Annotated in this window: 22 protein-coding genes; 11 read left to right on the plus strand and 11 right to left on the minus strand. The window is 53.4% G+C overall.

Going from position 1 to position 24714, the window contains the following annotated elements; genetic code table 11:
* The first annotated feature begins 18 nt into the window (after positions 1–18).
* Positions 19–2736 carry a valine--tRNA ligase gene (locus NEA10_RS07050; protein WP_252664622.1) on the plus strand — a complete coding sequence of 906 codons (2718 nt, stop codon included), beginning with the start codon at positions 19–21 and terminating at the stop codon, positions 2734–2736.
* 91 nt (positions 2737–2827) lie between these two features.
* Complete coding sequence (locus NEA10_RS07055; RefSeq protein ID WP_252664623.1) at positions 2828–3286, plus strand: HmpF-related protein; 459 nt, start codon at positions 2828–2830, stop codon at positions 3284–3286.
* Here NEA10_RS07055 and NEA10_RS07060 read toward each other — a convergent pair.
* From NEA10_RS07060 to NEA10_RS07080, 5 genes are all read right to left on the minus strand, one after another.
* A complete protein-coding gene (locus NEA10_RS07060) occupies positions 3283–3762 on the minus strand; it encodes a GNAT family N-acetyltransferase (protein WP_252664624.1) in 480 nt (159 codons plus the stop codon). The genes NEA10_RS07055 and NEA10_RS07060 overlap by 4 nt on opposite strands.
* A gap of 5 nt (positions 3763–3767) precedes the next feature.
* A complete protein-coding gene (locus NEA10_RS07065) occupies positions 3768–3932 on the minus strand; it encodes a DUF8624 family small hydrophobic protein (protein WP_252664625.1) in 165 nt (54 codons plus the stop codon).
* Between the two features lie 98 nt (positions 3933–4030).
* Positions 4031–4756 carry a ribonuclease PH gene (rph, locus tag NEA10_RS07070; protein ID WP_252664626.1) on the minus strand — a complete coding sequence of 242 codons (726 nt, stop codon included), beginning with the start codon at positions 4754–4756 and terminating at the stop codon, positions 4031–4033.
* A gap of 76 nt (positions 4757–4832) precedes the next feature.
* Complete coding sequence (locus NEA10_RS07075) at positions 4833–5030, minus strand: histidine kinase dimerization/phospho-acceptor domain-containing protein (RefSeq protein ID WP_252664627.1); 198 nt, start codon at positions 5028–5030, stop codon at positions 4833–4835.
* 219 nt (positions 5031–5249) lie between these two features.
* Positions 5250–5519 carry a hypothetical protein gene (locus tag NEA10_RS07080; protein WP_252664628.1) on the minus strand — a complete coding sequence of 90 codons (270 nt, stop codon included), beginning with the start codon at positions 5517–5519 and terminating at the stop codon, positions 5250–5252.
* A 798-nt stretch (positions 5520–6317) separates the two neighbouring features.
* Here NEA10_RS07080 and NEA10_RS07085 point away from each other — a divergent pair.
* Positions 6318–7223 carry a PEP-CTERM sorting domain-containing protein gene (locus tag NEA10_RS07085; RefSeq protein ID WP_252664629.1) on the plus strand — a complete coding sequence of 302 codons (906 nt, stop codon included), beginning with the start codon at positions 6318–6320 and terminating at the stop codon, positions 7221–7223.
* 262 nt (positions 7224–7485) lie between these two features.
* A complete protein-coding gene (locus NEA10_RS07090; protein WP_252664630.1) occupies positions 7486–8772 on the plus strand; it encodes a dihydrolipoamide acetyltransferase family protein in 1287 nt (428 codons plus the stop codon).
* Between the two features lie 82 nt (positions 8773–8854).
* Here the strand turns inward: NEA10_RS07090 and NEA10_RS07095 are convergent, their stop codons facing one another.
* Positions 8855–11440 carry a DUF3536 domain-containing protein gene (locus NEA10_RS07095; protein ID WP_252664631.1) on the minus strand — a complete coding sequence of 862 codons (2586 nt, stop codon included), beginning with the start codon at positions 11438–11440 and terminating at the stop codon, positions 8855–8857.
* A 496-nt stretch (positions 11441–11936) separates the two neighbouring features.
* Here NEA10_RS07095 and cax point away from each other — a divergent pair, with 496 nt between their 5' ends.
* The 6 genes from cax (at position 11937) to NEA10_RS07125 (ending at position 18572) form a co-directional block, all read left to right on the plus strand.
* Positions 11937–13010, plus strand: coding sequence for a calcium/proton exchanger (gene cax, locus NEA10_RS07100; protein ID WP_252664632.1), 1074 nt, complete (start codon positions 11937–11939; stop codon positions 13008–13010).
* Positions 13011–13121: 111 nt separating this feature from the next.
* Positions 13122–14510, plus strand: a complete 1389-nt coding sequence (locus tag NEA10_RS07105) for a folate/biopterin family MFS transporter (RefSeq protein ID WP_252664633.1) — start codon at positions 13122–13124, stop codon at positions 14508–14510.
* Positions 14511–14570: 60 nt separating this feature from the next.
* Entirely contained in the window at positions 14571–15926 is a 1356-nt protein-coding gene (locus tag NEA10_RS07110; protein ID WP_252664634.1) for a serine/threonine protein kinase, read from the plus strand.
* Positions 15927–15998: 72 nt separating this feature from the next.
* Positions 15999–16619 carry a hypothetical protein gene (locus NEA10_RS07115; protein ID WP_252664635.1) on the plus strand — a complete coding sequence of 207 codons (621 nt, stop codon included), beginning with the start codon at positions 15999–16001 and terminating at the stop codon, positions 16617–16619.
* Positions 16620–16777: 158 nt separating this feature from the next.
* Positions 16778–17992: a redoxin domain-containing protein gene (locus NEA10_RS07120; RefSeq protein ID WP_252664636.1), complete on the plus strand. Its 1215-nt coding sequence runs from the start codon at positions 16778–16780 to the stop codon at positions 17990–17992.
* 19 nt (positions 17993–18011) lie between these two features.
* Complete coding sequence (locus tag NEA10_RS07125; protein WP_252664637.1) at positions 18012–18572, plus strand: pyroglutamyl-peptidase I family protein; 561 nt, start codon at positions 18012–18014, stop codon at positions 18570–18572.
* Here the strand turns inward: NEA10_RS07125 and NEA10_RS07130 are convergent.
* Both NEA10_RS07130 and NEA10_RS07135 read right to left on the minus strand, forming a co-directional pair.
* Positions 18544–19356 (minus strand): ABC transporter permease, encoded by an 813-nt coding sequence (locus NEA10_RS07130; RefSeq protein WP_252665309.1) that lies wholly within the window; start codon positions 19354–19356, stop codon positions 18544–18546. The two genes, NEA10_RS07125 and NEA10_RS07130, sit on opposite strands and share 29 nt — an antisense overlap.
* An 84-nt stretch (positions 19357–19440) precedes the next feature.
* Positions 19441–19938, minus strand: a complete 498-nt coding sequence (locus NEA10_RS07135) for a Fur family transcriptional regulator (RefSeq protein WP_252664638.1) — start codon at positions 19936–19938, stop codon at positions 19441–19443.
* A 264-nt stretch (positions 19939–20202) separates the two neighbouring features.
* Here NEA10_RS07135 and NEA10_RS07140 point away from each other — a divergent pair, with 264 nt between their 5' ends.
* A complete protein-coding gene (locus tag NEA10_RS07140) occupies positions 20203–20688 on the plus strand; it encodes a CRR6 family NdhI maturation factor (protein WP_252664639.1) in 486 nt (161 codons plus the stop codon).
* A gap of 7 nt (positions 20689–20695) precedes the next feature.
* Here NEA10_RS07140 and NEA10_RS07145 read toward each other — a convergent pair whose 3' ends face one another.
* The 3 genes from NEA10_RS07145 to NEA10_RS07155 form a co-directional block, all read right to left on the minus strand.
* Entirely contained in the window at positions 20696–21322 is a 627-nt protein-coding gene (locus NEA10_RS07145) for a hypothetical protein (RefSeq protein ID WP_252664640.1), read from the minus strand.
* A gap of 80 nt (positions 21323–21402) precedes the next feature.
* Positions 21403–22374: a glycosyltransferase family 9 protein gene (locus NEA10_RS07150; protein ID WP_252664641.1), complete on the minus strand. Its 972-nt coding sequence runs from the start codon at positions 22372–22374 to the stop codon at positions 21403–21405.
* Positions 22375–22534: 160 nt separating this feature from the next.
* Positions 22535–24712: a flotillin family protein gene (locus NEA10_RS07155; protein WP_252664642.1), complete on the minus strand. Its 2178-nt coding sequence runs from the start codon at positions 24710–24712 to the stop codon at positions 22535–22537.
* Positions 24713–24714: the final 2 nt, after the last annotated feature.

A 24714-nucleotide genomic window follows, 5' to 3' on the forward strand; every position in this document is an offset into this window, starting at 1 on the left:
TCATCCAAGCAGGCCACAATGACCGTCAATCTTCCCGCCCAATACGACCCCCAACAGACCGAAGCCAAATGGCAACAGTACTGGGAAGACCATCAGGTATTCAAAGCCGACCCCAACGCCCCCGGTGACCCCTACTGCGTGGTCATTCCCCCGCCCAACGTCACCGGCAGTCTCCACATGGGCCATGCCTTTGAGAGTGCCCTCATCGATACCCTCGTTCGCTATCAGCGGATGCAAGGCCGCAACACCCTCTGGCTACCGGGAACGGACCATGCCAGTATTGCGGTTCAGAGTATTCTCGATCGCCAACTCAAAGCCGAGGGCCAACATCGCGACGACCTGGGCCGAGAAAAATTCCTAGAACGGGCCTGGACTTGGAAAGCGGAATCCGGCGGTAAAATCACCAACCAACTGCGACGCCTCGGGGTTTCCGTTGACTGGACTCGGGAACGCTTCACCCTCGATGAGGGTCTCTCGGAAGCCGTCCTCGAAGCCTTTATCCGTCTCTACAACGATGGCTTAATCTACCGGGGCAATTACCTGGTGAACTGGTGTCCCGAAAGTCAATCCGCCGTCTCTGACCTCGAAGTTGACCAAAAAGAGGTCAATGGTCATCTTTGGCATTTCCGCTATCCCCTCAGTGACGGGTCCGGCTTCGTGGAAGTGGCCACCACTCGCCCTGAAACCATGCTGGGGGATACAGCAGTGGCGGTGAACCCCAAAGACCCCCGTTATGAGTCTCTCATTGGCAAAACCCTAACCCTACCCCTGATGAATCGGGAGATTCCCATCATCGCCGATGAGTTAGTCGACCGAGAATTTGGGACCGGCTGCGTGAAAGTGACCCCCGCTCATGACCCCAATGATTTCGCCATGGGCCAACGCCACAACCTGCCCCAAATCAACATCATGAATAAAGATGGGTCACTGAATGAGAATGCTGGGGAGTTTGAGGGACAAGACCGCTTTGTGGCCCGTAAAAATGTGGTGCAACGCCTCGATGAAGGGGGATTCCTGGTCAAAGTGGAGGACTACAGCCATAGCGTCCCCTACAGTGAACGGGGTAAAGTTCCCGTGGAACCCCTCCTGTCGACTCAGTGGTATATCAAAATTCGTCCTCTGGCGGAGTTCGCCCTCTCCTGTCTCGATGACGACAACTCACCCCAGTTGGTCCCCGAACGCTGGCGGAAAGTCTATCGGGATTGGTTAGTGAATCTCCAGGATTGGTGCATCTCCCGTCAACTCTGGTGGGGTCACCAAATTCCCGCCTGGTATGTGGTGAGTGAAACGGAGGGAGACATCACTGACGACACCCCCTTTATTGTGGCGAAAAGCGAGGCGGAGGCCACCGAGAAAGCCCGGGAACGCTTCGGGGATGGGGCCGACCTCGTTCGCGACCCAGATGTGCTGGATACCTGGTTTTCTTCGGGGCTATGGCCCTTTTCCACCATGGGCTGGCCCCATAATACCGAGGATTTCGAGACCTATTTCCCCACCAGTACCCTGGTGACGGGCTTTGATATTATCTTTTTCTGGGTCGCTCGGATGACGATGATGTCGGGCTATTTGACCGGTAAGATGCCCTTTCAGGATGTCTATATCCACGGGTTGGTCCGGGATGAGAACAATCAGAAGATGTCCAAGTCGAAGGGGAATGGGATTGACCCTCTGCTTTTGATTAATAAATATGGAACCGATGCTCTCCGCTATACCTTAATTCGGGAAGTGGCCGGGGCGGGGCAGGATGTTCGTCTGGAGTACGATCGCCAAAAGGATGAATCGGTCTCGGTGGAAGCCTCCCGCAACTTCACCAATAAACTCTGGAACGCCTCCCGTTTCGTGATGCTGTATTTGGATGAGCAAACGCCGCAACAGTTGGGAACTCCGAACCCTGAGGCGTTAGAATTGGCAGACCGTTGGATTCTCTCCCGGTTTGGGAAAACAGTTGAGACAACCTGCGACTATCTGAATCACTATGGTTTCGGGGAAGCGGCGAAGGGACTCTATGAGTTTATCTGGGGGGATTTCTGTGATTGGTATATTGAACTGGTCAAACCTCGATTACAGGGGGATGATGGGGACTCGAAACGGCTGGCCCAGCAAACTCTGGCGTTTGTCCTCGATGGGATTCTCAAACTGTTGCACCCTTTTCTTCCCCATATTACGGAAGAGGTGTGGCAGGTGCTGACTCAGTCTGGGGATGAGGTGTGTTTGGCGACTCAAACCTATCCTCAGATAGATGAAGCCTTGATTGATGATGAGTTAGAATCCGGGTTCGAGTTGTTGATCGGGGCCATTCGCACCATTCGCAATTTGCGGGCGGAGTTGGAGATTAAGCCCAGTCTCAAGATTGCCGTGATTTTACAAAGTCAGAGCGATCGCGAACGGGGGATTCTGCAACGGGGACAGGCCTATATCGAAAACTTAGCCAAAGTGGACTCATTTACCCTCACCGATGTTTTAGAGGAAGAACCCGGACAAACCATTGCTGGGGTGGTAGGAACGATACAAGTCCTAATTCCTCTGGCGGGGGTGGTGGACATTGAGGAAATTCGCGCCAAAATAGAGAAGAGGCTCACCAAGGCGCAAGCGGAGGTGAACTCCTATGCTGGGCGGTTGAGCAATGCGAATTTTGTTGATAAAGCTCCCGAAGCTGTGGTAGAGGGTGCCCGAGCGGCGTTAGCGGAAGCGGAGACTCAGGTGGCGATGTTACAAAATCGCTTGAGTCGACTCTAAGTCCATCGGTATCGAATCCAGCTACCCTAGAGACAGGGAGCTGGATTAGCTCTGAATTGGTTGGCTCTGTTGGTTTTAAGGCGATCGCCCTATGTTACATCTGGCTCAAGTGACGAAAAAAGGTTTGTTGGGTAAAACGACGCTACGCTTGTTAGCCCGTCGTAAACCCGATGAAACCTGGACCCCCATTTCGGGTGAGGAATTTGTAGAAATGGAAACAAACCTTTATAACGAGGGAATGTTAGTGCTTGCGGAGGTGGGGCCGAACCGCCAGGTGTTGCAGGTGAAAGAGGCCAAGGATTGGGTTTTGGGGTTAGTCCGTCAATATCTCGGTAAAGGGATTACCCCAGAGTTTCTGGAAAAAGAAGTTGAGCGAGCGGAACAGTGGCGACAATCCCTGACGCTACAAAGCCAGGACTTAGCCCGCCGTACCGTGGAGTTGGAAACTCGCCGCGAGCAAATCCAGGCCCTAGAGGAAAAACTGCGGCGGGAGAAACGCCTTCTGCAATCGATGGCGGCCCAGTTGAAAGCCCGAGCCAGTAATAGCTAGTCTAGGGGCTTCACCATCCAATGGGAAAAGGTGCGATAGCCCAGTTTTTCGTAGAGATGAATGGCCCTTTGGTTCTCGGCGAAGACTTGTAGGCCCAGTTGGCGATCGCCCCGTCGGCGGGCCCAAGTTTCCGCATGGTGGACAAGGGCCGAGCCAATCCCCCGCCGGCGATGGTCGGGGTCGACATATAACAGGAAGATATGGGCATGGCGATCGCCGTCAATCTGATCCACCGCATTTCCCAGCCACAAACAGCCCAAGGGCCGACGGCGATGGGGAAATCCTCCCTCATCGTCATGTTGGGCTTCCACCCACCAGAGAGGGGTTTTGGCGGATAAATACTGTTCAATCAGTCGGGGGAGATGGGCAAAGTCTTGATCCGGGTAGAGTTCGCGGTAGGTACGCCGGGCAAACTTGACCAGCTGGGGGCGATCGAGAGGTGATCCGTTGCGTAAACGATAACCGGGAACAAACAAAAGACTTAAGAGGTAGGGGAACTACTGGGGTTGCTGGGGGTTGGGGCTTCGATGGAGACTGGGGAACTCAGGCCCTCAGGCAGAAAAATTCTGGCACTGGTGGCGAGTAGGGCCAGCAGGAAAACAACAACAATGAGAGCGGGGGCGATGTATTGACGAAAAATGTTCATAGAAGAAGGGAACAGGGTTACCACAGAGACACAGAGGACACAGAGGAAGAGGAGATGGGAAGAGGCAAGAGGCAAGAGGGAGAGCTTTGGGGGCCTTGTCAGCCTTGGCTCGATAAGGCTTCTTGTTGAGCCTGTAGGAGTTCTGAGATTCCTTGCTCGGCTAAATCGAGTAGGCCATTGAGTTGAGAGCGGGAGAAACTGCCAGACTCAGCCGTTCCTTGAATTTCAATCACCTCCAATTGCTCGGTCATGACTACATTCAAATCGACATCTGCTGCTACATCCTCCTCATATTTTAGATCCAGAAGCGGTTGTCCTTCAATGAGGCCGACGGAAACGGCGGCGATCGCATGGCTGAGGGGTGATCGGTCTAATTCTCCAGCCTTCACCAGGCGATCGAGGGCCAGGGCCAGGGCCACCCAAGACCCCGTAATAGCCGTGGTACGGGTTCCTGCATCGGCTTGTAAGACGTCAGCATCAATCAGCAGTGTTCGTTCTCCTAACCCCTTTAAATCCACAGCCGCTCGTAAACTCCGGCCAATCAAGCGTTGAATTTCTTGGGTCCGTCCGGAGAGTTTCAAGACTTCCCGCCGCTGGCGTTCCGGTGTGGCACTGGGTAACATCCGATATTCTGCCGTGAGCCAGCCCTGGCCGGCATCCTTGAGAAAGGGAGGAACCCCGGGTTCTACCGTCACTGTACAGAGAACTCGGGTGTTGCCCGAATGAGCGAGAACCGAACTGGTCGCAAAATCGGTGAAGTTAAGGTCAAACTGAATCGGACGCAGGCTATTATGAGCGCGACCATCGGGACGTTGCCAGGGCATAAGTCGAAGGTAGAGATTTAAAATTAGGAGGGTCTCGGAGCATGATGCCACGAAACGATGGTTTAGAGAAGCGGGACTAGAGAGACTTGTCTAAAACATCCTTCATCCGTTCAGCCGCCTCACGAATGAAGTTCAGGTAACTCTGACGTTCCTCCTCATCAAGGCTGTCATCAGTTAGGAGTTCGAGAGACATCAGGATCGTATTCAGAGACGTACGGAACTCATGAGTCTGTTCATTGGGGAACGGAGACTGGGACTGAGGCGACTCGGTCATGATAAAAGGGCTGGAGTGCAACATGGGGGTTCATTTGGTGGAACAAGGACGTTGAGCCCAGTAGAAAATCTGCGTATAATTACGATACAAATTCAACTGTCGCTCAATATTTTATCAGTGTAAATACTGACAAAAGTAGTAGGAATCCGTAAAAATCATGGGCAAGGACATTAAACGTGAAGGATAACGACCTTGAAGATGAGTCTCGCGGGCTCTGTTTTAGGGAGATGGGGCCCCAATAAGAGTCTCAGAGGTGTAGCTGAGGCGATCGCAGGTATTGCACGTCTCCTCAATCGTGGTACGAACCCGTTGGATTTCCTCTAAGAGGGCATCTCGGTTCACCTGGATCATCACATCTTGGTCCAATCGCAATTCCAGGAGTTCAACAGACCACAAAAGGCTTTGTAGTTGAGTTCGTAAATCAAAAGAGGCTTTCGGCCTCAGAGGCCGGTCAGGACTACAGGGGTTGAAAGATGGCAAGGAATTCATCAGGCTTCGTCAATTCAGTATCCCTATTATCTTGGGGAATCTTTGAGCCCGCGACGATCTCAACCCTGCGATCGATTGATTGTCATCCCCAATCCTCGTGACAGCTACCTAACTGTCCAGGTGATGGATCCAGGGGCTAACACTAGATCCAGATCACAGATAACTCATCGTTCTTCTCGCCTCAATTGCAATCATCCTGTTAATGCTATGAGCTGAGAACCTGTAGGGATTGCCGAGTATCAGTACTATTACGCATAAAAAATAACAACTTACCTAGAAAGTCGTTATTTTCACGGACTATGACATGACGATTTCTGTCTCACCCAAAAGTCCCCTCCAATCCTTATAATCTTAACTAATGGCTATGAAATTCTTTATGTTTTTCAGTCTTTCAATTGATTGTGATTTATTTTTTGGTTAAAAAATGTAATAGTTAACTAAGGTGTCAGAAGTCAAAATATACCAGCTAAGTATATTTACTTATCCTATATTTTTTGGACAGCCTGTCTTATTCTTAGAAGATCCTTTAAAATTACAACTTTGCCTCCAAAGTCCGTAACATTACTCAGGTTAAATTCAGTAATTTCCCTTAAAGCTTCAATTTCTTGAATGAAAGTTCCAAAATTATCCAACTCGCTTTCTCTTCACAGAACCTTTAAAAATCAAGTGTCTTCTGTGTAGACTTCACAAAGAGGGTCTAAGTTCCTTGTCTCAATGTCGTCTTGCCGATAAGTTGGGTACATGAGGGCAAGCAACCTATTGTTTTGATACGTAACCCAACTGACCCAGGAATTTACAATGAATACTAGCTTCTTAACCAAAACATCTCTATTTACTGCGGGACTAACCCTAGCCTCTCTGAGTCTAGGAGTCAATCCCTCCATGGCTCAATGGAACTACACGATCGACTCCTTCACCGATGGTCACAATGCCCAGTCTAGAGTGGGAAGTCAGAGTGAATTTGAATTCTACGGCATGGCGCTGATGGACGATGGGGAGAACATCTTCATCGCCATCAACTCGAACTTAAGTCTTGATGGCGCGACATCTAGTCACGCTCAGAGTGGTGTCATCAGCTATGGCGATTTCTTCTTCAACTTCACCGGTAGTGGACTCGATGATGCCAACGGCAATCTCTTCGCCATTAACTTTGCCAACAACACCGACAGCGGCGTCAGTGAAGCAGGGGTTTATCGGAATGTCACTGGAACGAACGTGGCTGGGATAAACTCAGGATTCGACCATCTGAACCATCATGCCAATACGGTGAACAACCTCGCTGTCAACAAAACTGGCGGTGGAGAAGGTGCTCGCATTGGTGACTTAGCCAGTAACGATGCCTACTGGCAATCAGGTGTCAACCAAAAATACAAAGTTGTCAACTCCATCGCTTCAGGAGAACGGGTCGGTGGCATCAATATGTTAGAAGCTTCGACCCTAGCCGCCTTAGGTTTGGACTTTGGCCAGTTCAGTGCCACCGGAACCTACACCTTTGGCTTCAGCTTCGACAGAAATCTCCTACCCAGTGGGGATTTCATCGCTCACATTTTCGCCGAATGTATCAATGATGGCATGGCCATGGTCGGCAATTTGGCCGATCGCAGCATCGTCGATCCCCAACCGGTTCCCGAACCCGCTTCTGTCTTGGGATTGTTAGCGGTAGGCGGTTTGATGCTCAAAGGCAAACGGAACCGCACCGCCTAATATCGCGGATAGTCTGAGAGCGACATCTTAAAGGGATCTATTAAAACAGACGTGGCAACGCTACGTCTGTTTTCTTTTGCCTCGTTCTTCTTGGCTCCTTCCCCCTTTTCTCTGTGTCCTCTGTGCCTCTGTGGTGACCCTACTGCCTATTGCCCCTTCCCTATTGCCTATTGCCTATTGCCTATTGCCTCTTGCCCCTTGCCTAATATGGTATCTTTGGATATTTGCAGACCATACGAGTGTAGAGCGCGGTACGCCCCCTATGAGCCACGAAATTTTCATGCCCGCCCTCAGTTCCACCATGACCGAAGGGAAAATCGTCTCCTGGACCAAAGCCACGGGAGACAAGGTGGAGAAAGGCGAAACGGTGGTTGTCGTTGAATCCGACAAAGCCGATATGGATGTTGAATCCTTTTACGACGGTTACTTAGCCGCCATTCTAGTCGCTGATGGGGAAGTTGCCCCAGTGGGTAGCACCATTGCCCTGTTAGCAGAAACCGAAGCTGAAATCCCCCAAGTTCAAGAAAAAGCCCAACAGCAGAGTTCCTCAGCCCCCGCTCCAGCGGCTGCCCCAGAACCGACCCCAGAACCGGCTGCTGTTGGGGCGGTGACCAGTCAAAATGGCTCCAGTAGCCAGTCCAGTGGTCGCCTCGTTGCCTCTCCTCGGGCCCGCAAACTCGCCAAACAGCTTAAGGTGGACTTAAGCACGCTGCAAGGCAGTGGCCCCTACGGTCGCATCGTCGCCGAAGATGTGCAACAGGCCGCCGGACAGCCCGTTTCTGCCCCCACGGTCACCCCGGTGATGCCCGCTGCCCCCGCTGCTGCCCCGGTTCCCATGACAGCCGCTGCCAGCCCCGCTACCGCCCCCGTCACCCCTGGGCAGGTGGTTCCCTTCAATACCCTACAAGGGGCAGTCGTCCGCAATATGACCGCCAGTTTGTCGGTTCCGGTGTTCCGGGTGGGCTATACCATCACCACCGATGCCCTGGATAATCTCTATAAGCAAATCAAGTCCAAGGGCGTGACGATGACCGGCTTGTTAGCCAAAGCCGTGGCGGTTACCCTACAAAAACACCCCCTACTCTATGCCAGCTACACCGAGCAAGGGGTGAAGTATAACGGAAATATCAATGTTTCGGTGGCTGTGGCTATGCCCGATGGGGGCTTGATTACCCCAGTCCTGCAAAATGCTGACCAGGTGGATATTTATTCCCTCTCCCGCAATTGGAAAGACCTGGTGGCCCGCTCTCGCAGTAAGCAGTTGCAACCGGAAGAGTACAACAGTGGTACCTTCACACTCTCCAATTTAGGAATGTTTGGGGTCGATCGCTTTGATGCCATTTTGCCCCCGGGACAGGGTTCGATTCTGGCCATTGGTGCCTCTCGTCCCCAAGTGGTGGCCACCGACGATGGCTTAATGGGGGTCAAACGACAAATGCAAGTGAACATCACCTGCGACCACCGGATTATTTACGGTGCTGATGCGGCGGCGTTCCTGAAAGATTTGGCTGGGTTGATTGAACGCAATCCCCAATCTCTGACTCTGTAATCAGGAGATATCCGCTGTCAGGGGTTCCCAGGGGAGGAGTGAACCTCATCTTGGGACCCCTGACCTCTTCTATGACCGGGTTTTACCGTAGCCAAACATGGGTATCGACGTTCAGCACCTTCCCTAGTTTGAGCAGATCCTGGTCATCGGCGGCGAGAGCGTTGTCTTCGATCGCCCCCTTGAGCCAGGCATAATAGAGTTCCTGGATGCGATCGAGGGCTAACCCCAATTGCAGGCTGTCGCCGATTTCAACCAATTTGGTAATCTGAGCGATTCCTTCCTCACGAGAGGCCGGTCCCCGGTCATCGTCGCTGCGATGCAACAGATGCCACAAGGCCCGCCAAATCAACTGTTCCAGGGACTGTTTCGCCTCAGGAACCTTGAGATGACAGTTCATGGTTTGGGCTTCAATGGCAATGGCAGTTAATTCCATCCAATAGTCGACTTTGACGGGTTGCTCATCCAGGCGATTGAGTTGCTCGACTAAACCGCGAACAGCCTCTAAACAGCGTTGATTGAGAGCGATTTCAGCCGCCACCTGGAGTTCCCGGGGAACGTTGAGATGATTGCGTTGTAGGGCTTTGAGAACGCCATAGTTATCGCGATAGACCTGTCCATAGAGGCGATCGAGTCGTTTCAGGGTTTGCCGTTCTAATTGGTGAATAATCCGTTCTTCTTCTTCGGCGAACAGATCCGAAAGGCCAAAGGTTTGGCCATTCAGGTGACGGTTCATAGCCAGAATCGTCTGAGCGGCACTGGCGGACTCCAGGGCGGTAAATAGGGCTTCCTTCATGTTGCGGTACTCCAGACGGCCGGAGAAGGGCTGAACACAGCAATGGAAGTCCAATCCGCCTAAATGTAAGACGGCAAAGGTCAGATGGACCGATTCCCAGGTAATCTCGGAACTAAACTCCGCTTGGCCCACCGCTAGGGTGAGGGTTCCCAGGTGTTGCAGTTGATAGTCCAGTTGTCGGGCTTGGTAGCAATAGACGCGATGTTCCGGTTGATAGGTCTTAAACAGGGAACTGATGGCATAATGAGCGGCAATCTGTTCAATGCTGACCTGGTTGGGTTTGACGTTATGGCGATAGACGGCAGCACCATCGCCAAAGAAGGGGACGTTGGAGGGAGCGGCGGCCAGTTGGGCGATAAATTCCGGTTCGATATCCTGTCCGGTGATTTGGCTCGCCAGTTCGATCGCCCGAGCGGCATAGCGGAGGATTTGGGTTCCTTCAGGACGGGAGATTTCCTCGAAGAACCAGCCGCAACTGGTGTACATCAGCAGGGTGTGACGCTGCATTTCCAGGAGGCGTAGGGCGTCGATTTGTTCACTGGCGGTGAGTTCTCGCACTTGATGCTGACGCAGGAACTCGGCCACATTCTCACGACTGCGATCGCCCAAAATGCTGATATATTCATCGCGAGCTGTCCAGGGATCTCGCAGCAGACGACCCCCTTCGCGAGTGTAGACCTCTTCGAGGCGATCGCGAACCCAATCGAGGGCATCCCGCAGGGGCCGCCGCCATTTTTGCTGGGTTCCGCCGCCGCCGCCACAGCCACAGTCATCCTGCCAGCGATCGACGCCGTGAGAACAACTCCAGGCGGTGACGGGTTTGAGTTCACATTCCCAGGTGGGGGGGTTAACGCTGCGATAATGGGCAAAGTTGGTGACCGTCCAGCCCCGATTGGGAAATTCCTGGGTTAGGCAGTAAGCGACGCATTTTTCTTTGTCCCGTTTGTGGTGGCCAAAGGTTTCGCCGTCGGTGGCGACGGAGATAATTTGAGCCGGGCGATGGTCCCCATGAATGGCGATTTCCAGACGGCCGGCGAAATTATAGGCACTTTCGAGGACATCATTGAAGCCCATATCCCGAGAGATGGGCCCGTCATAGAAGAAGACATCCAGATAGGGCCGTTCAGCGTCGGGCCGTCCTTCAGCATCCTTGAGATAACAGCGATAGGGACGGCTGGGGTCGATTTGTCCGCCACCGACTTCGTACCAGGTGGGGTCAGGATTGTCCTCAGTAGCCATGGGGCGACAGCGTTGCACCTGAGAGGGGGCCAGGACGACAAATTGGATTCCTTCGTTAATGAGGGCTTCCACAGTGGGATAGTCGATGGCCGTCTCCGCTAACCACATTCCCTCGGGATCGCGGCCAAAGTGTTTTTGGAAGTCAGCCTTACCCCAGCGGATTTGAGTGCGTTTGTCCCGGGCATTGGCCAGAGGGAGGATGATGTGGTTGTAGACTTGGGCGATCGCATTCCCATGACCCCCGAGTCGTTTGCAACTGTGGCGATCGCCCTCAATAATCCGTTCATAGACTTCGGGATCATGGCCAGCAATCCAATTCATCAGGGTTGGCCCGATATTGAAGCTGAGATATTCGTAATTGTTGACAATCTCCACCACCTCCCCTTGGTCGTTCAAGACTCGAGCAAAGGCATTGGGGCGATAGCATTCTGCATGGATGCGTTCATTCCAGTCATGGAAGGGACTAGCACTGGGTTGTCGTTCGATCGCATCCAAGTAAGGATTTTCTCGTGGGGGTTGATAGTAGTGACCATGAACCGTAACAAACACTCCAGTTTGTTGCCGGGGCAGTGTCGCCGAACGCTCTAGATTGGCGTTCAAGGCATCTGTGGAAATCGGGTCAGAGGTGAAGGTCATAGGGGGTAGGGACGGTAATAAAGCGTCGTAATGAGGTCAGTATCGAAGAATTGAAACCGCAGTCTTATCAGGAGTTCTAACAGGACTGCCCCCAATTGAGCGATCGCCTGAGACGTGCTGGGGGCCGTCAACCTGTAGGGTCATTTTAGCAATGAAATTCAATAGTTTTCAGTGACGTTACTACAATTTTTGTTACGAAACATTGCACTTAACGTGATAAAAATGGGAATAATTTTTAGGCGATCGCCTGTTAACAAATGGGGATCAACCCTTAACCCTTCATAATTGACCGCAGCGACATCTTGCAGCAAGCCCCGGGTCTAAGCGATGCGTTCCGGCCGGTAGGGGCGAAAAATCCCCTCCTGGGAGGGGCAGGGGTGGGTTCCCCTCCTGGGAGGGGCAGGGGTGGGTTCCCCTCCTGGGAGGGGCAGGGGTGGGTTATGCCTTTTGCCTTCTCCCCCCTCTTGCCTTTTGCCTATTGCCTTTTGCCCTTATCATGAAAACTTTAATTCTCTCCCTCCTCCTCACCTTCCTCCCCATCTCCATCGCCGCCGAATGGCTGCATTGGGATGCCAGCATCATTTTCCTCACCGCCGCCATCGCCATCATCCCCCTGGCCGCCTGGATGGGAACCGCCACCGAAGAACTGGCCGTCGTCGTCGGCCCCACCCTCGGAGGACTCCTCAACGCCACCTTTGGCAACGCCACTGAACTGATTATCGCCCTCATTGCCCTGCGGGCCGGCCTAATCGAAGTCGTCAAAGCCAGCATTACCGGCTCAATCATCAGTAACCTCCTACTCGTTATGGGATTTTCCATGTTTCTCGGAGGAATTCGCTATAAATCCCAAAACTTCCAACCCGTCATCGCTCGCCTCAACGCCTCGGTGATGAACCTAGCCACCGTGGCCATCCTCGTTCCCACCGCCGTCGTCGCCACCTCCCACGGTATCCCGGAACTGACGATTCAGAAACTCTCCAGCATCGTGGCGGTGATTCTCATCATTGTCTATGGCCTAACCCTGCTGTTTTCCATGAAAACCCACGCCTATCTCTGTGATGTGGGAGAAGCGGAAAATGAATTAGAGTCTGGAGAAGCGGGCGAGTCCCCCAATCCCTGGTTATGGTCTGGGGTCTTGCTTCTCTGTACCCTCGCTGTCGCCTATGAGTCCGAGTTGTTGGTGGGGTCCCTGGAACTGGCCACAGAATCTCTCGGCTTCACCCCCCTGTTCACTGGGGTGATTCTCGTCCCCATCATCGGTAACGCCGCCGAACACGCTACCGCCGTCACCGTCGCGATGAAAAACAAGATGGATTTATCCATGGCCGTGGCCATGGGGTCCAGTTTGCAGATTGCTCTGTTTGTCGGCCCAGTCCTGGTGTTAGCCGGTTGGCTGTTCGGTCAACCCATGGATTTAAACTTCAATCCCTTTGAATTGGTGGCCGTGGTGGTGGCGGTGGTGTTGGCCAACTCCGTCAGTTCCGATGGCCGTTCGGACTGGCTCGAAGGGGTGTTATTGTTAGCCACCTATCTGGTGGTGAGTGTGGCGTTTTTCTATCATCCTGTTTAGTTGTCTCCCCCCAATTGGGCCGACGGACGGTTAACCGTCCCCAGTCTGGGGCCTCAAGGGCGATCGCCTCGCTAATATAGAGTTAAGGCAATCATTAAGATTTATTACGTTATGCTCGTTTCATCCTCTCGCTTGGAGGGTTTCAAAGAGTTCTTACGGGATAAACTCCTGTTTGGCAATGAGCCAAGCCCAGAACTCATTGCCATCCTCCTGGTTTACTTTGTCCAGGGAATCCTCGGCTTAGCTCGTTTGGCGGTGAGTTTTTTCCTCAAAGACGATCTCGGTCTCAGTCCTGCTGAAACCTCGGCCTTGTTGGGGATTGTGGCACTTCCCTGGATGATTAAGCCCTTGTTTGGCTTCATCTCCGATGGCCTACCGATTTTCGGCTATCGTCGCCGTCCCTATCTGATTCTCTCAGGATTGCTGGGAACCCTATCCTGGCTCCTGTTGGCGACCGTTGTCGACCGTCCCTGGCAGGCGATCGCCGCTATTTCCCTAGGGTCCCTCTCGGTGGCCTTCAGCGATGTCATTGCCGATTCCCTGGTGGTGGAACGGGCCCGTAAAGAATCCCAAAGTGATGCGGGGTCTCTCCAGTCCATCACCTGGGCCGCCTCCGCCATTGGGGGTCTGATTACCGCCTATCTCAGCGGTTCCCTGCTAGAAATCTTCAGCAGCCGCAGTATCTTCCTGATTACCGCAACCTTTCCCCTGATTGTCTCCGGGGTGTCTTGGCTCATTGCCGAACAACCGACGGGAGATCGCCCCGACTTCAGTGGCGTAACCCGGCAAGTTCAGCAACTCAAAGCCGCCATTTCCCAAAAATCCATCTGGCTTCCCACGGCCTTTATCTTCCTCTGGCAAGCCACCCCCACCGCCGACTCAGCCTTTTTCTATTTCACCACCAACGAATTAGGCTTCCAACCGGAGTTCCTAGGACGAGTGCGTCTGGTGACCAGTCTGGCCTCCCTGGTGGGGATTTGGCTATTTCAGCGTTTCTTCAAAGCCGTTGCCTTTCGCAAGATTTTTCTCTGGACTACCATTCTCTCGGCGGTGTTAGGGATGAGTGCCTTATTACTGGTCACTCATGCCAACCGGGCGATCGGCATTGATGACCATTGGTTTAGCCTCGGGGATAGTCTCATTCTCACGGTCATGGGACAACTGGCCTTTATGCCGGTTCTCGTCCTAGCGGCCCGTCTCTGTCCCAGTGGCGTGGAAGCGACCCTGTTTGCCGTGTTGATGTCCATCTCCAACATTGCCGGGATGGTGTCCTACGAGTTGGGAGCCGTTCTGATGCACTGGCTCAACATCAGTGAATCCAACTTCGAGAATCTTTGGCTGTTAGTCACCCTAACCAATCTCAGCACCCTCCTCCCCCTTCCCTTCATCCACTGGCTACCGGGGGATAGTGCCTCAGGCGGCGGCGGTGAAACTCCGTCACCTCAGGCCCCAGAACCAGCTCGGGTGGAGTCAGAAGCCGTGGAAGGGGTGGGGGTCTAAGATCCCGATCGCTCGGGGGAGTCGAGGTACTTAGAGAAAAGTGCCACAATGGAACTAACCATGTCTGATTCTCGACCGACTTTGTCCCAGGACTCGTTTGCTGTTCCCATGAGCCAATTTCCCCAATTCGCCGCCAGGGGCTATCACGTCCAACGCCAACTCGGCCATAACCGAGCCGGTGGACGGATTACCTATCTGGCTAAACAGGAGTCCTCCCCCGCTCCTGTGGTCTTAAAACAATTTCTCTTTGGTGATGCCGCCCAATGGTCGGCCTATGATAGTTGCGAACGGGAAATTCAGGTCTTGAAGGGCCTAGAACATCCTGGGATTCCCCGCTATTTGGATTCCTTTGAAACCGAGAACGGCTTTTGCTTGGTGCAAGAGTATAAACCCGCCCCCTCCCTGGCTCAAACTCGGAGTTTTTCCCCGGAGGAGGTGAAAGAGATTGCGATCGCCCTCCTAGAGATTCTTGTCTATCTACAAAATCGCATCCCCCCGGTCATCCACCGAGATATTAAGCCAGAAAATGTTTTAGTCTCCGAAGCCCCCAGCTCAAAAGGGTTAGAGGTCTATCTCGTCGATTTTGGCTTTGCCCGGATTGGCGAGGGGGACGTGGCTATGAGTAGTGTCGTCAAAGGAACCCTGGGCTTTATGCCCCCGGAACAACTCTTTAATCGCCCCCTCACCGAAGCCTCAGACCTCTATGGCGTGGGGGCAACCTTAATTTGTCTCCTAACTGGAACCCCCTCCCAGGACATTGGCGAGTTGATGGACGATCGCTACAGCATTGATTTCGCCCCTCGGGTTCCTAAACTCAGTTTGCGCTGGGTGGAGTGGCTGCAAACCCTCGTTCAACCTTCACCGAACGACCGCTATAAGAACGCTGAAGAAGCGTTAGCCGCCTTGCACCCCATTTATGTCAATCGTGTCCCTAAAGTAGTCGCTAAGCCCGATTCTGTGGTATTGGAAGCTAGCCGTTTGGGGGAACAGATTGCCGAAACGGTGATGTTAAAAAATCCAGTGCCCGATACGGTCTTACAAGGGCGTTGGCGGGTTCTTCCCCATCCCAAAGACCCCCCCAGTCGCCCCGGGAAACATCATTGGCTACGGGTAACTCCCGATCCCGTGGAGGGGGAACAGGTGTTATGTCGGGTGCGGGCGAATACCGGTAAACTGGTGGCAAATGCCGTCTATGAACGTCGCCTGGTCTTTGAAAGTAATGCCGAACCTCAGACCTTGGAACTTGCCGTCACTGTCAAAACCGCTCCCGCTCCCGTTCGTCTGCCCAGCTTACCCCTGAAACGGCTCGGGGTGTTGTTTGTCTCAGCGACCGTTCTCTCCTTTGGGGTTCATATTTGGTGGGGGGCGATTTTAGGCTTGGCGAACTCCCTGGCCCAGAGCATTGATAAACTTTAAGCGGAGCGCGATCGCCCCAGTCGGGCCATCTTCGATTCGCCACCTCGTCGTCACTATGGGGACCCTTGCATCATGACCCAGAATCCACAGACCCGTTCATCCCAGTCTCAGCCGTCGTCCCCGGCGGAGCAAACCCAGGTTCAGGGTCAAACGTCCCAGGAGCAAGCCTCAGTGGACACCAACCCAGCGGGAGCCTTAGCGGGGCCCAACTCTCCGGATGAGTCCCCATCGCCCTGGGATCTATTTGAGGATAAACCACTCTCCCGCGTCATTTGGCTCTCAGTTCTTCTGCCAATTGCGATCGCCGCCATGTTGTTTCAACTCATGGCTTTGGTGAATGTGATGGTGGACTGGGCCATGACTGGGGTAATGTTCCTGGGATTAATGATGCTCATTGGTTTGTTGTTTGCAACTATTCCCGCTTTGATGATTTGGGGAATTGTCGAAACCTTCCGCTATATGCACCGTCGAGGCTTTGACGATTTTATGGCGATCGCCCTGCCCATGTCCACGGTAGCCTTTGGGATTAGTTTAGGCTCTCTCCTGCGTCCTGATGGCTTTGTCTTACTCTGGTCGGTGGTCACGGTCATTACTGGAGTTCCCTTAGCCATCCTGCTCGTCTATCAACCCCTCCAGCGGTCTCAACAACTTAAGAAATATCGCAAGTCCCAAAAACATCTCATCCAACCCTGAAAAAATGGTATAAAACTAGACAAGGCCTCTCCAGAAGCGTTTCTCAGGCTGGAGTCCTTAACTGGAACTTATACGCGGATGGCGCGTCTGATAGGCTCAGTAATTCTGGCGTTGCGACAGTCCAGACGAATAGTCATTTTTAAGTTAGGTTGAGTACAATGGCGTTTCAAACTCGAACCCTGAGTGTTGGCGATCCCGCCCCCCTATTAGGACTCCCCACCCCCGATGGGGAACCGGTCATTATTGCCGATCTCGTGGGCCGACCTATCGTTTTGTTCTTCTATGCCAACGATAGTAACCCCAACTGTCAAGCGGTCGCCCATCAGTTTCAGGCCGCGATGGGACAATTTGAAGCCCTCAGGGTTCATGTGTTGAGTATCAGCTTAGATGATCCCGAAAAGCGTAAACAGTTCCGAGATGGGGAACAGATTACCTTCCCGGTTCTCAGTGATGTCAGTGGACAAACCAGCCGTAAATATGGGGTTTTCTATAACGAAGAGAGTCAAGACCCCGATCAACCTCCCTATGCCATTTATAGTCGTACCGCCTTTCTCTTAGATCGCAACCTCAAAATCATGGGGATTTATAGTTTAGGAGATCCGCAACAGGCGATCGCTTCCATTTTTGAAGATCTTTCCCAACTCCCCCAAGAAGAACCGCGCGAAATCCGTCAACAGGCCCCTGTGTTACTGATTCCCCGGGTTCTTCCCCCAGAAATGTGTCAACATCTGATTGAGTTATGGGAAAGCGATAACAGTGAATCGGGTTCCATGCGGCGGGACGGGAACAAAACCATTGGCGTGATTAACTACTCCCATAAAATCCGCCGCGACCACTTCATCAAAGACATGAACCTGTTGCGGTATCTCGATGGGGTGATGCGACGGCGAGTGTTTACGGAAGTGAAGAAAGCCTTTTCCTTTGAGATCACCCGGCGGGAGGACTACCGTATTGGTGGCTATGATTCTAGTCGCGGGGGCTATTTCCGTCCTCACCGGGATAATACCACCGGCGGAACCGCTCACCGACGCTTTGCCATGTCCCTTAACCTCAATACTGGAGAGTATGAAGGGGGTTATCTGCGGTTCCCGGAATATGGGGATCATCTCTACCGGCCCGGATTGGGTTCGGCGGTGATTTTCTCCTGTAGCCTCATGCACGAAGCAACCGATGTCACCGCTGGGCGACGGTTTGGGCTATTTTCCTTCCTCTATGGGGATAAGGAAGCCCAACAGCGTTATGAGTATGAACTCAAGGCTCAAAATAACTACCAAAATATGGTTAAAATTAGTCAGGATGTGCCTGAGGTCAAAAATTCCCTTGCCACCGTTGTTCCCCCGACACAAGTCTCCTCCTCCCATCTCGGAGTCTAAACCGGGAAGTCCTAACCCCGTGTTGTTGTCCTCCTTCGATATCTGGAAACCTCACCACCGCAGTAACTCTAGTGATGACCTGTTGCTAGAACTTCAGGGACGGGGTCGTTTACCGGAGTCGGCCCGTCTGCTGCGACGACTCCCAGTGAATACTCAGCAAGCCTCGGCCCAACTCTTGGCGGCGATTCATGAGTATCGTCCCCCCTGGGTGCTGTTGGGGGGAATGGCTGAGGGGCGATCGCGCTTAACGCTGGAACGGCGAGCGGTTCATGAGACGGGGGTTCACTGTACGCCAATGCCCGTTTGGGAGTTAGTGGCGGGCCTGGAGCATACCGATGTGAGTTATCATGCGGGCCGCTTTGTCTGTAATGCTACCTATTATCAGGTGTTGTCAGGGATTGCGGCCGCTGGCTTACCCACCCAGGCCCTCTTTCTTCATGTTCCCTGTTCTCAGAGTCCGGCTTGGCCCAAGATTGTCGCGGATGCGGACCAGTTGCTGCAACGCTTGATGCAACGAGTTCCTACCCCCTGTTCAATGACTTCTGAGAGGGTTAACGATTTTGCCGCAGTTTCGGGTTAACAAACTCATTTAACCCTTCTCCTAATAAGGATAGACCAATGACCATCAGGGTCATGGCTAAGCCGGGAAATAGGGCCGTCCACCAAATCCCCGTGGGGAGGGCTTCGAGGGCTTGGCGTAGGTCGTTGCCCCATTCTGGGGTGGCTTCGGGAAGTCCTAAACCGAGAAAGCCCAATCCTCCCAGGATGGCGATCGCATCGGCGGCGTTGAGGGCGAAGAGAACGGGGACGGTCTGAATGGCGTTAAAAAAGAGATATTTGGAGAGAATCCGCCAAGTCGAGGCCCCCATGGCTTGGGCGGCTTCGATGTATAACTCGGTTTTAATGCTGACGGTGTGGTTGCGCACCACGCGATAGTATTGCGGCACATAGGCAATACTCAGGGCCAGGGCGGCATTTAATAAGCCCCGGCCCACCACGAAGGCTAAGGTGATGGATAGAAGTAACCCCGGAAGGGTATAGATGACATCCATCACAAACAGCAACAGGCGATCGAGTTTTCCCCCCAGATAGCCACTGGCCAGTCCCAGGGGAACGCCGGTGAGGATACTCATGAGGGTGGCTAAGACCACCACCCGTATGGCCGCCTGGGAGCCGTAGAGGGTGCGGGAAAAGACATCGTAGCCGAGGCGGGTGGTTCCAAACCAATGCTCGGCTGAGGGAGGCTGGTGGATGGGATAATCCAGTAAGGCGGTGGGACTGGAAATTAGCCCCATTCCTTGCAGGAGGGGGGCCAATAGGGCAATCAGGATAAAGACCCCGGTCATGACGAGGCCCACCCACATCAACTGGATTGAGAGATTGGCAGCTTTTCGGGCTGCTGGGGGGTTGATGGGGGCTTTGGGGGCGATTGTCATAAATCGGGATGACTAGGGCTTGGAGTCGATGTCGGGGGTCTCTGAAGCCTCGTTTGAGGCTGTGACCTCGGGGCTGGGGTTGCGGTAGCCAAAAAAGTCGATGCGATAGTCGGTAATGCGAACGCCGCTTTCGGCTTCAATGCGATCGATGAGGTCTTGGGGCAGTTCCACAAAGACATCGAGAATTTGCTGACTATCGAGACAATTGATATGGCTGTGAGGGTCACTAATGTTACCATAGAGCCGGCCATCGGAACGTTCGATACATTCGATGATACCGTGGCTCGATAGGGCTTCTAGGTTCTGGTAGACGGAGGTGTAGCCAATCTCTTTGCCCGCTCGACTCAGTTGGTCGTAGATGTCTCGGGCGCAGAGGTGGTCTTGCACGTCCCAGAGGAGTTCTAGAATTAGTCGACGCTGACGACTCAATCTCATTCCCAGGGATTGGCAGCGATCGAGGGCGTCTTGGAGAGAGCGGATGGGTTTTAGGGCGATCGCCTCATGTTTCATCAGTCTGTGTTTGGCTTGCTATCAACAGGGAAAGGGTGATTCGTCTTGCGGGATTTAGACTCAACAAGGATTCACCGGCTTTAAAAATCTATCTTATGGAAGGGGCGTTTTCAGTCTGCTTGTGATCCATTGTAACGTACCGACTTTTGAGAGATGGCTCAGGCTGAACTTGCCCCTAGCTCAAGGGAAACTCGATACAGTACCGTAGGAGAGTAGGCTCGAAAAACTATCCTACTCCGGTATTTTTAAAAGGCAACACTGTTCATGTCCAGTTCTGAGATTAAACTCGACGCAACGACCCTTGAAACCTTGGATTTAACCCCGGCCCGGGAGGCGATCGCCCAACACCTGAAGCCGGGGATCGCTGAGGCTGAGCAGTCTCTACGGTTTACGATTGAGATTCCCCGAGACCCCAGTGACCCCCGAGAATTGTCAGAGATTCCCGAAGTCCGTCTCTGGTTTATCCGTCTCGATGCTTCTTATCCCTGGCTCCCCTTGCTTCTGGATTGGTCGAGTGGGGAGTTGGCTCGCTATGTGGCCATGTTGGTTCCCCATGAGTTCCATCGCACTGAAGGGATTCAGTTTAACCCGGAGGCCCTGGAAATTTTCTTGATGAATAAGATTTTTGTCATCGCCGCTTGGCTGGAGGAACAAGGCTCTCCCAGCCGTTCCCGCCTGAAAGCTATGTCGCAACTTTTGGGCTATGAACTGGATGACGGCTTATTTGATTTGTTGTTGGGGCCCGGGTAGGAATTTCTTAACAAATCTTTAACAATTTCTCGACGCCCACCTGATCACTGCCGGGACGAGTCCAACGTCCCATGGCTGTATCTTGGTCGAGTTCATAAATCATGACCCCAAAATTGTTGTTATAGCCCCAGTTGCTGACAAACCAGTCTCCGCTGCGTAGGCCAATCCCTTTCAGCTTGGGGGTGCCACTGCTGGAGAGTTGGTAAATTTCCCCCCCCTTGGCAATGGCAATGCTGTTGCTATAGGGGGGTTTTTTGTTGGGATAGGTTCCAGAGACGTTATAGAGGCCTTCGACCTCTGAGGAGAGTTCACCGCTGGCCCGTTCGCTGCCAATGTCGCCGAACATCTGGGGGGTGGTCCATTGGCCCTCTAGGGTTCCGTCTTCCTGAATGCGATAGACAACAACCCGGAAGGATGGGTCTAAACCCCAACCGATACAGAGGCGATTGTCATGATAGAAGCCTAAACCGGAAAAGTTACTGCGATCGCTCAACCAGAAGATTTGATAAACCGACCCAATACGGGAAATCTGTACGGTTCCTTTATAGGGGGTTCCCCGTAGGGTTTTTGCGTCGGCGATGGTCCAAGTTCCTTCGGGGGTCATGGTGGGGGAGAGGCAAGAGGCAAGGGGCAAGGGGCAAGAGGGGGGAGGGCAAACCACGGAGTCACGGAGGACACGGAGGGGGGAGGAGAGGGGGTCTCCTCCTGGGGGGGTTAGCTAAAGACGTTGTCTAGGATGGTTTGGGGGTCGATGTCCGCTATTTTACCGGTTGGGGAGACAATTCCTTGGGCGCGATCGCCTTCGGGTAAGAGTTTTTTGGGATCGGTGGGCCCGAAGAGGGCATAGGTGTAGGTTTGTAGGGCCACGGCCAGGTGCATGGGGGCACTGTCGGTGCAGAGCATGAGATTGGCGGCGGCGATGGTGGCGGCGAGTTTGCCGATGTCGGGGGGGGAGATGGTTTTTAAGCCGGGAACGGCCCGGGTTAACTCTTGTACAAAGGCCCGATCATCGGGGCCGCAGGCGACGACAATGGGGAGATTGGGCTGTCGCTGTTGGACTCCTTGTAGGACGGTGGCCCATTTGTCGACGGGATAAATTTTATCTAATCCCTTTTGCTGGGCAAGCTGACTGGCTCCGCCGTGCAGCAGGACATAGCCACTCTCGGCGATACCCAACTGCTGTTGCTGCTGTTCTGACCACTCTACATCCTCTTTTAATAGGGTGACCTCCATGGGGGGACAGGGGGACTGGATGCCTAGGCCACGCACTAAGTCGTGATACATGTGAGCGGCATACTGTTCGGGTTTGAGGGGGACGGGATGGGTGAGGAAGAAACTGTCGGGTTCGCCATAGCCAACGCGCTGGGGAATCCCGGTTAGCCAGAGGAGTAGGCCCACCGTCCAACGACGACCGAGGGATAAGACGGCATCATACTCGCGATCGCGCACCACTCCCAGGAGATTACCCCAGTCGGCGGGGCCGTTGCGATCTTTGAAGTCGAAGGGAATTAGGTTGAGGGACCCTTCATGAAAGTATTTATTGGCACGATAGGCCCCTTTGGCACGGGGTTCGACGACGACACTGAATAACGAGTCCGGGTAGTGACGTTTGAGTTGTTCCAGGGTGGGGAAGAACAAGAGTTGGTCACCGATTCCCCCGGGAACGAGGGTTAAGATTTCTTTCATGGCGTGTTGATTCAGACTCAGCTGCGCGAAGGGCGTGACGACAGGGGCAATGAGGGTCATGTTAAATCGGTTGGCTGAGGGACGAGCGCCAGGGCGATCGCCTCTGTTGCAACCAGAGTTAATGGTAGTGCGATCGCCCCAATGTCGTCTAGCCAGGGATTCAGGCTTGGGGACTCTCTGGGCGAGTTTTACGGCCCGGGGGCGTTTGGCTAATGGCGGAACTACGGCTGCTTCCTCCACCCGGGGAGGCGCTAGGAGGCTTAGAGGCTTTGGCGGGAGAGACTTGAGGGGATTCTGTTTTCCCTGGGGTTGCCCCTTCGCTGTTGTTGCTGTTGAGCAGTTGTGCCAGAGTCGTCATCAAGGCTTCGAGTTTTCCTTCTTGAGTTAAGCTTTCGATTAACCCCAGGCCACTGGTGGAGAGCATCAGCTTACTAATATCCTGGGAGAGATTGCCATTGCCGTTGTTGCCATTGGGAAAAGCATAGATTTTGGCATCTCCCAACACCCCCGGCTGCGGGGCCAAGGATTTGGCGAGTTCGGGGAGGCGTTCGATTAACTCGGGGGCGATTTCCCGAATCAAATCGGCGTTGCGGTTGGCATCGCTGAGGGCGTTCTCGGCTTTGATTTTGGCTTCAATCCCTTCGGCTTCCGCGAGAGCGCGATCGCGTTCCGCCGCCGCTAGGGTGCGGATAGACTCAGCTTCGAGTTCTGCCGCTTGACGGGCGCTTTCGGCTTGGCGACGGCGACGGAAGACGTCGATTTCAATCACATTATTGTCAGCAATGCGTTGTTTTTCGGCGGCTTCTTCGGCGGCCAGGGCCGAGAGGCGTTGTTTCCGTTGCGCTCGTTCGAGTTCGATGGCGGTTTCCACGGCGGACTCGGCTTGGGCCCGCATGGCTTCGGCTTCGAGGCGTTCTTGGGTTTTCTTGGCGATGGCGATGGCGGTTTCTTGCTTGGCTAACTCGGAGAGTTGTTCGGCTTCCGCGATTTCAACTTGGGCTTTGAGGCGATTGGCGTCGATGGTTTTCTGCCGGTTAATCTCAGCCATTTCGGCTTCTTGTTTTTGCAAGGCTTGGGCCACCTTGAGTTTTTTCTGTTGTTCCTCGATGGCGATCGCCGAGAGGATTTGCTTTTCTTGAACCGCCTGAGATTTGGCGATTTCTTCTTCCTCAACCGCTTGACGCTGCAAAATTTTACTGCGTTCTTGATTGGCTTCTTCTCGGTCTTTCGACTCCTGAATCTCTCGCGCCCGTTGGGCCCGCATCGATTCCACTTCAAGCTGTTGTTGCAGTTGAGATTCTTCTTCCTCCCGCTCAAGTTCTAATCCTTCTTTGCGGGCGTTCAGTTCCTGCTGCTTAATGGCAACTTCTGTGCGTAACTGAAATTGACGCCGTTCTTGCTCAGTCTTCAGTTCAACTTCTTCTTTTTGCTTGATGGATTTCTGGATGGTCTCCGTGCGCAGCCTCACCCCTTGGGCATCAAAGAAGTTATTGGTATCATAAGTATCGCTTTCTTCAACTTCAGAAATGGCGATATTATTGAGGGTTAAACCAACTTTTTTAAGGTCTTGCTGAATCAAATTCAAGACTTCATCAGCAAAGCCTAGTTTGTCGGAGTCAATCTCTGCCAGGGTTTTGCGTTTTGCAGCAGCGCGAATAGCATCATCTGCCCGGGTTTCCAGGGCTTCTTTAATATCCGCTGGGGAGATATTGCCATCCCGAGATAAACGAGCGGCGGCGGTTTTTACATCCTGTTCATCATGGTTGACGCAGACATAAAACGTCACCCGCATATTGGCCCGTAAATAGTCCTGGGTGCGAACGGCGAGGTTTCCGGTACGTTCGACGTTGATGGTAATCTCCCGCATGGGAACCCGCGTCAGTTCATGGAAGCCGGGGAGAACGATACAGCCTCCATAGAGAATGACGGAGTTTTTCTTGGCCAGGAAGCCCCCAGTCCGAACAAAGGCTTCGTTATTGGGGGTAATTTGATAGACGCGGGTGTAGGCCCAAAAGCCCAACAAAATGAGAACGATAATCCCCACGATACCGGCGGCGGTTCCGCCGAGAATCAGGGAACCGGTTTGACTATAAATAACGGGGAGTTCCGCCTCCTCCTGGACCTCTTGGCGCAGTTCTCGATAATCATTCTCGTGGGCTAGGTCTGCGATGATGACGGGTGGGGTTTCGGAGTGATCGGAGTAAGCTGCTGTGGGGGGTTCGGGAACTGGTGGGGGAACGGTAGCGGCGTTGAGAGGAGTCGGGGGGGTGATCTCGACGGTGGTGGTGTTGGGGGTGGTGGTGGATAGGTGTTGGAGAAGGGTTAACCAGTACAGCATAA

Origin of the sequence: Phormidium yuhuli AB48 (assembly GCF_023983615.1) — a bacterium.
GTDB classification, from domain to species: domain Bacteria; phylum Cyanobacteriota; class Cyanobacteriia; order Cyanobacteriales; family Geitlerinemataceae; genus Sodalinema; species Sodalinema yuhuli.

Bases quoted from the DNA above. Each gene is read 5' to 3' on its own strand.
- NEA10_RS07050 (WP_252664622.1), top strand. From the start codon at position 19: ATGACCGTCAATCTTCCCGCCCAATACGACCCCCAACAGACCGAAGCC.
- NEA10_RS07055 (WP_252664623.1), top strand. From the start codon at position 2,828: ATGTTACATCTGGCTCAAGTGACGAAAAAAGGTTTGTTGGGTAAAACG.
- NEA10_RS07065 (WP_252664625.1), bottom strand. From the start codon at position 3,932: ATGAACATTTTTCGTCAATACATCGCCCCCGCTCTCATTGTTGTTGTT.
- rph (WP_252664626.1), bottom strand. From the start codon at position 4,756: ATGCCCTGGCAACGTCCCGATGGTCGCGCTCATAATAGCCTGCGTCCG.
- NEA10_RS07075 (WP_252664627.1), bottom strand. From the start codon at position 5,030: ATGACCGAGTCGCCTCAGTCCCAGTCTCCGTTCCCCAATGAACAGACT.
- NEA10_RS07080 (WP_252664628.1), bottom strand. From the start codon at position 5,519: ATGAATTCCTTGCCATCTTTCAACCCCTGTAGTCCTGACCGGCCTCTG.
- NEA10_RS07085 (WP_252664629.1), top strand. From the start codon at position 6,318: ATGAATACTAGCTTCTTAACCAAAACATCTCTATTTACTGCGGGACTA.
- NEA10_RS07090 (WP_252664630.1), top strand. From the start codon at position 7,486: ATGAGCCACGAAATTTTCATGCCCGCCCTCAGTTCCACCATGACCGAA.
- NEA10_RS07095 (WP_252664631.1), bottom strand. From the start codon at position 11,440: ATGACCTTCACCTCTGACCCGATTTCCACAGATGCCTTGAACGCCAAT.
- cax (WP_252664632.1), top strand. From the start codon at position 11,937: ATGAAAACTTTAATTCTCTCCCTCCTCCTCACCTTCCTCCCCATCTCC.
- NEA10_RS07105 (WP_252664633.1), top strand. From the start codon at position 13,122: ATGCTCGTTTCATCCTCTCGCTTGGAGGGTTTCAAAGAGTTCTTACGG.
- NEA10_RS07110 (WP_252664634.1), top strand. From the start codon at position 14,571: ATGTCTGATTCTCGACCGACTTTGTCCCAGGACTCGTTTGCTGTTCCC.
- NEA10_RS07115 (WP_252664635.1), top strand. From the start codon at position 15,999: ATGACCCAGAATCCACAGACCCGTTCATCCCAGTCTCAGCCGTCGTCC.
- NEA10_RS07120 (WP_252664636.1), top strand. From the start codon at position 16,778: ATGGCGTTTCAAACTCGAACCCTGAGTGTTGGCGATCCCGCCCCCCTA.
- NEA10_RS07130 (WP_252665309.1), bottom strand. From the start codon at position 19,356: ATGTGGGTGGGCCTCGTCATGACCGGGGTCTTTATCCTGATTGCCCTA.
- NEA10_RS07135 (WP_252664638.1), bottom strand. From the start codon at position 19,938: ATGAAACATGAGGCGATCGCCCTAAAACCCATCCGCTCTCTCCAAGAC.
- NEA10_RS07140 (WP_252664639.1), top strand. From the start codon at position 20,203: ATGTCCAGTTCTGAGATTAAACTCGACGCAACGACCCTTGAAACCTTG.
- NEA10_RS07150 (WP_252664641.1), bottom strand. From the start codon at position 22,374: ATGAAAGAAATCTTAACCCTCGTTCCCGGGGGAATCGGTGACCAACTC.
- NEA10_RS07155 (WP_252664642.1), bottom strand. From the start codon at position 24,712: ATGCTGTACTGGTTAACCCTTCTCCAACACCTATCCACCACCACCCCC.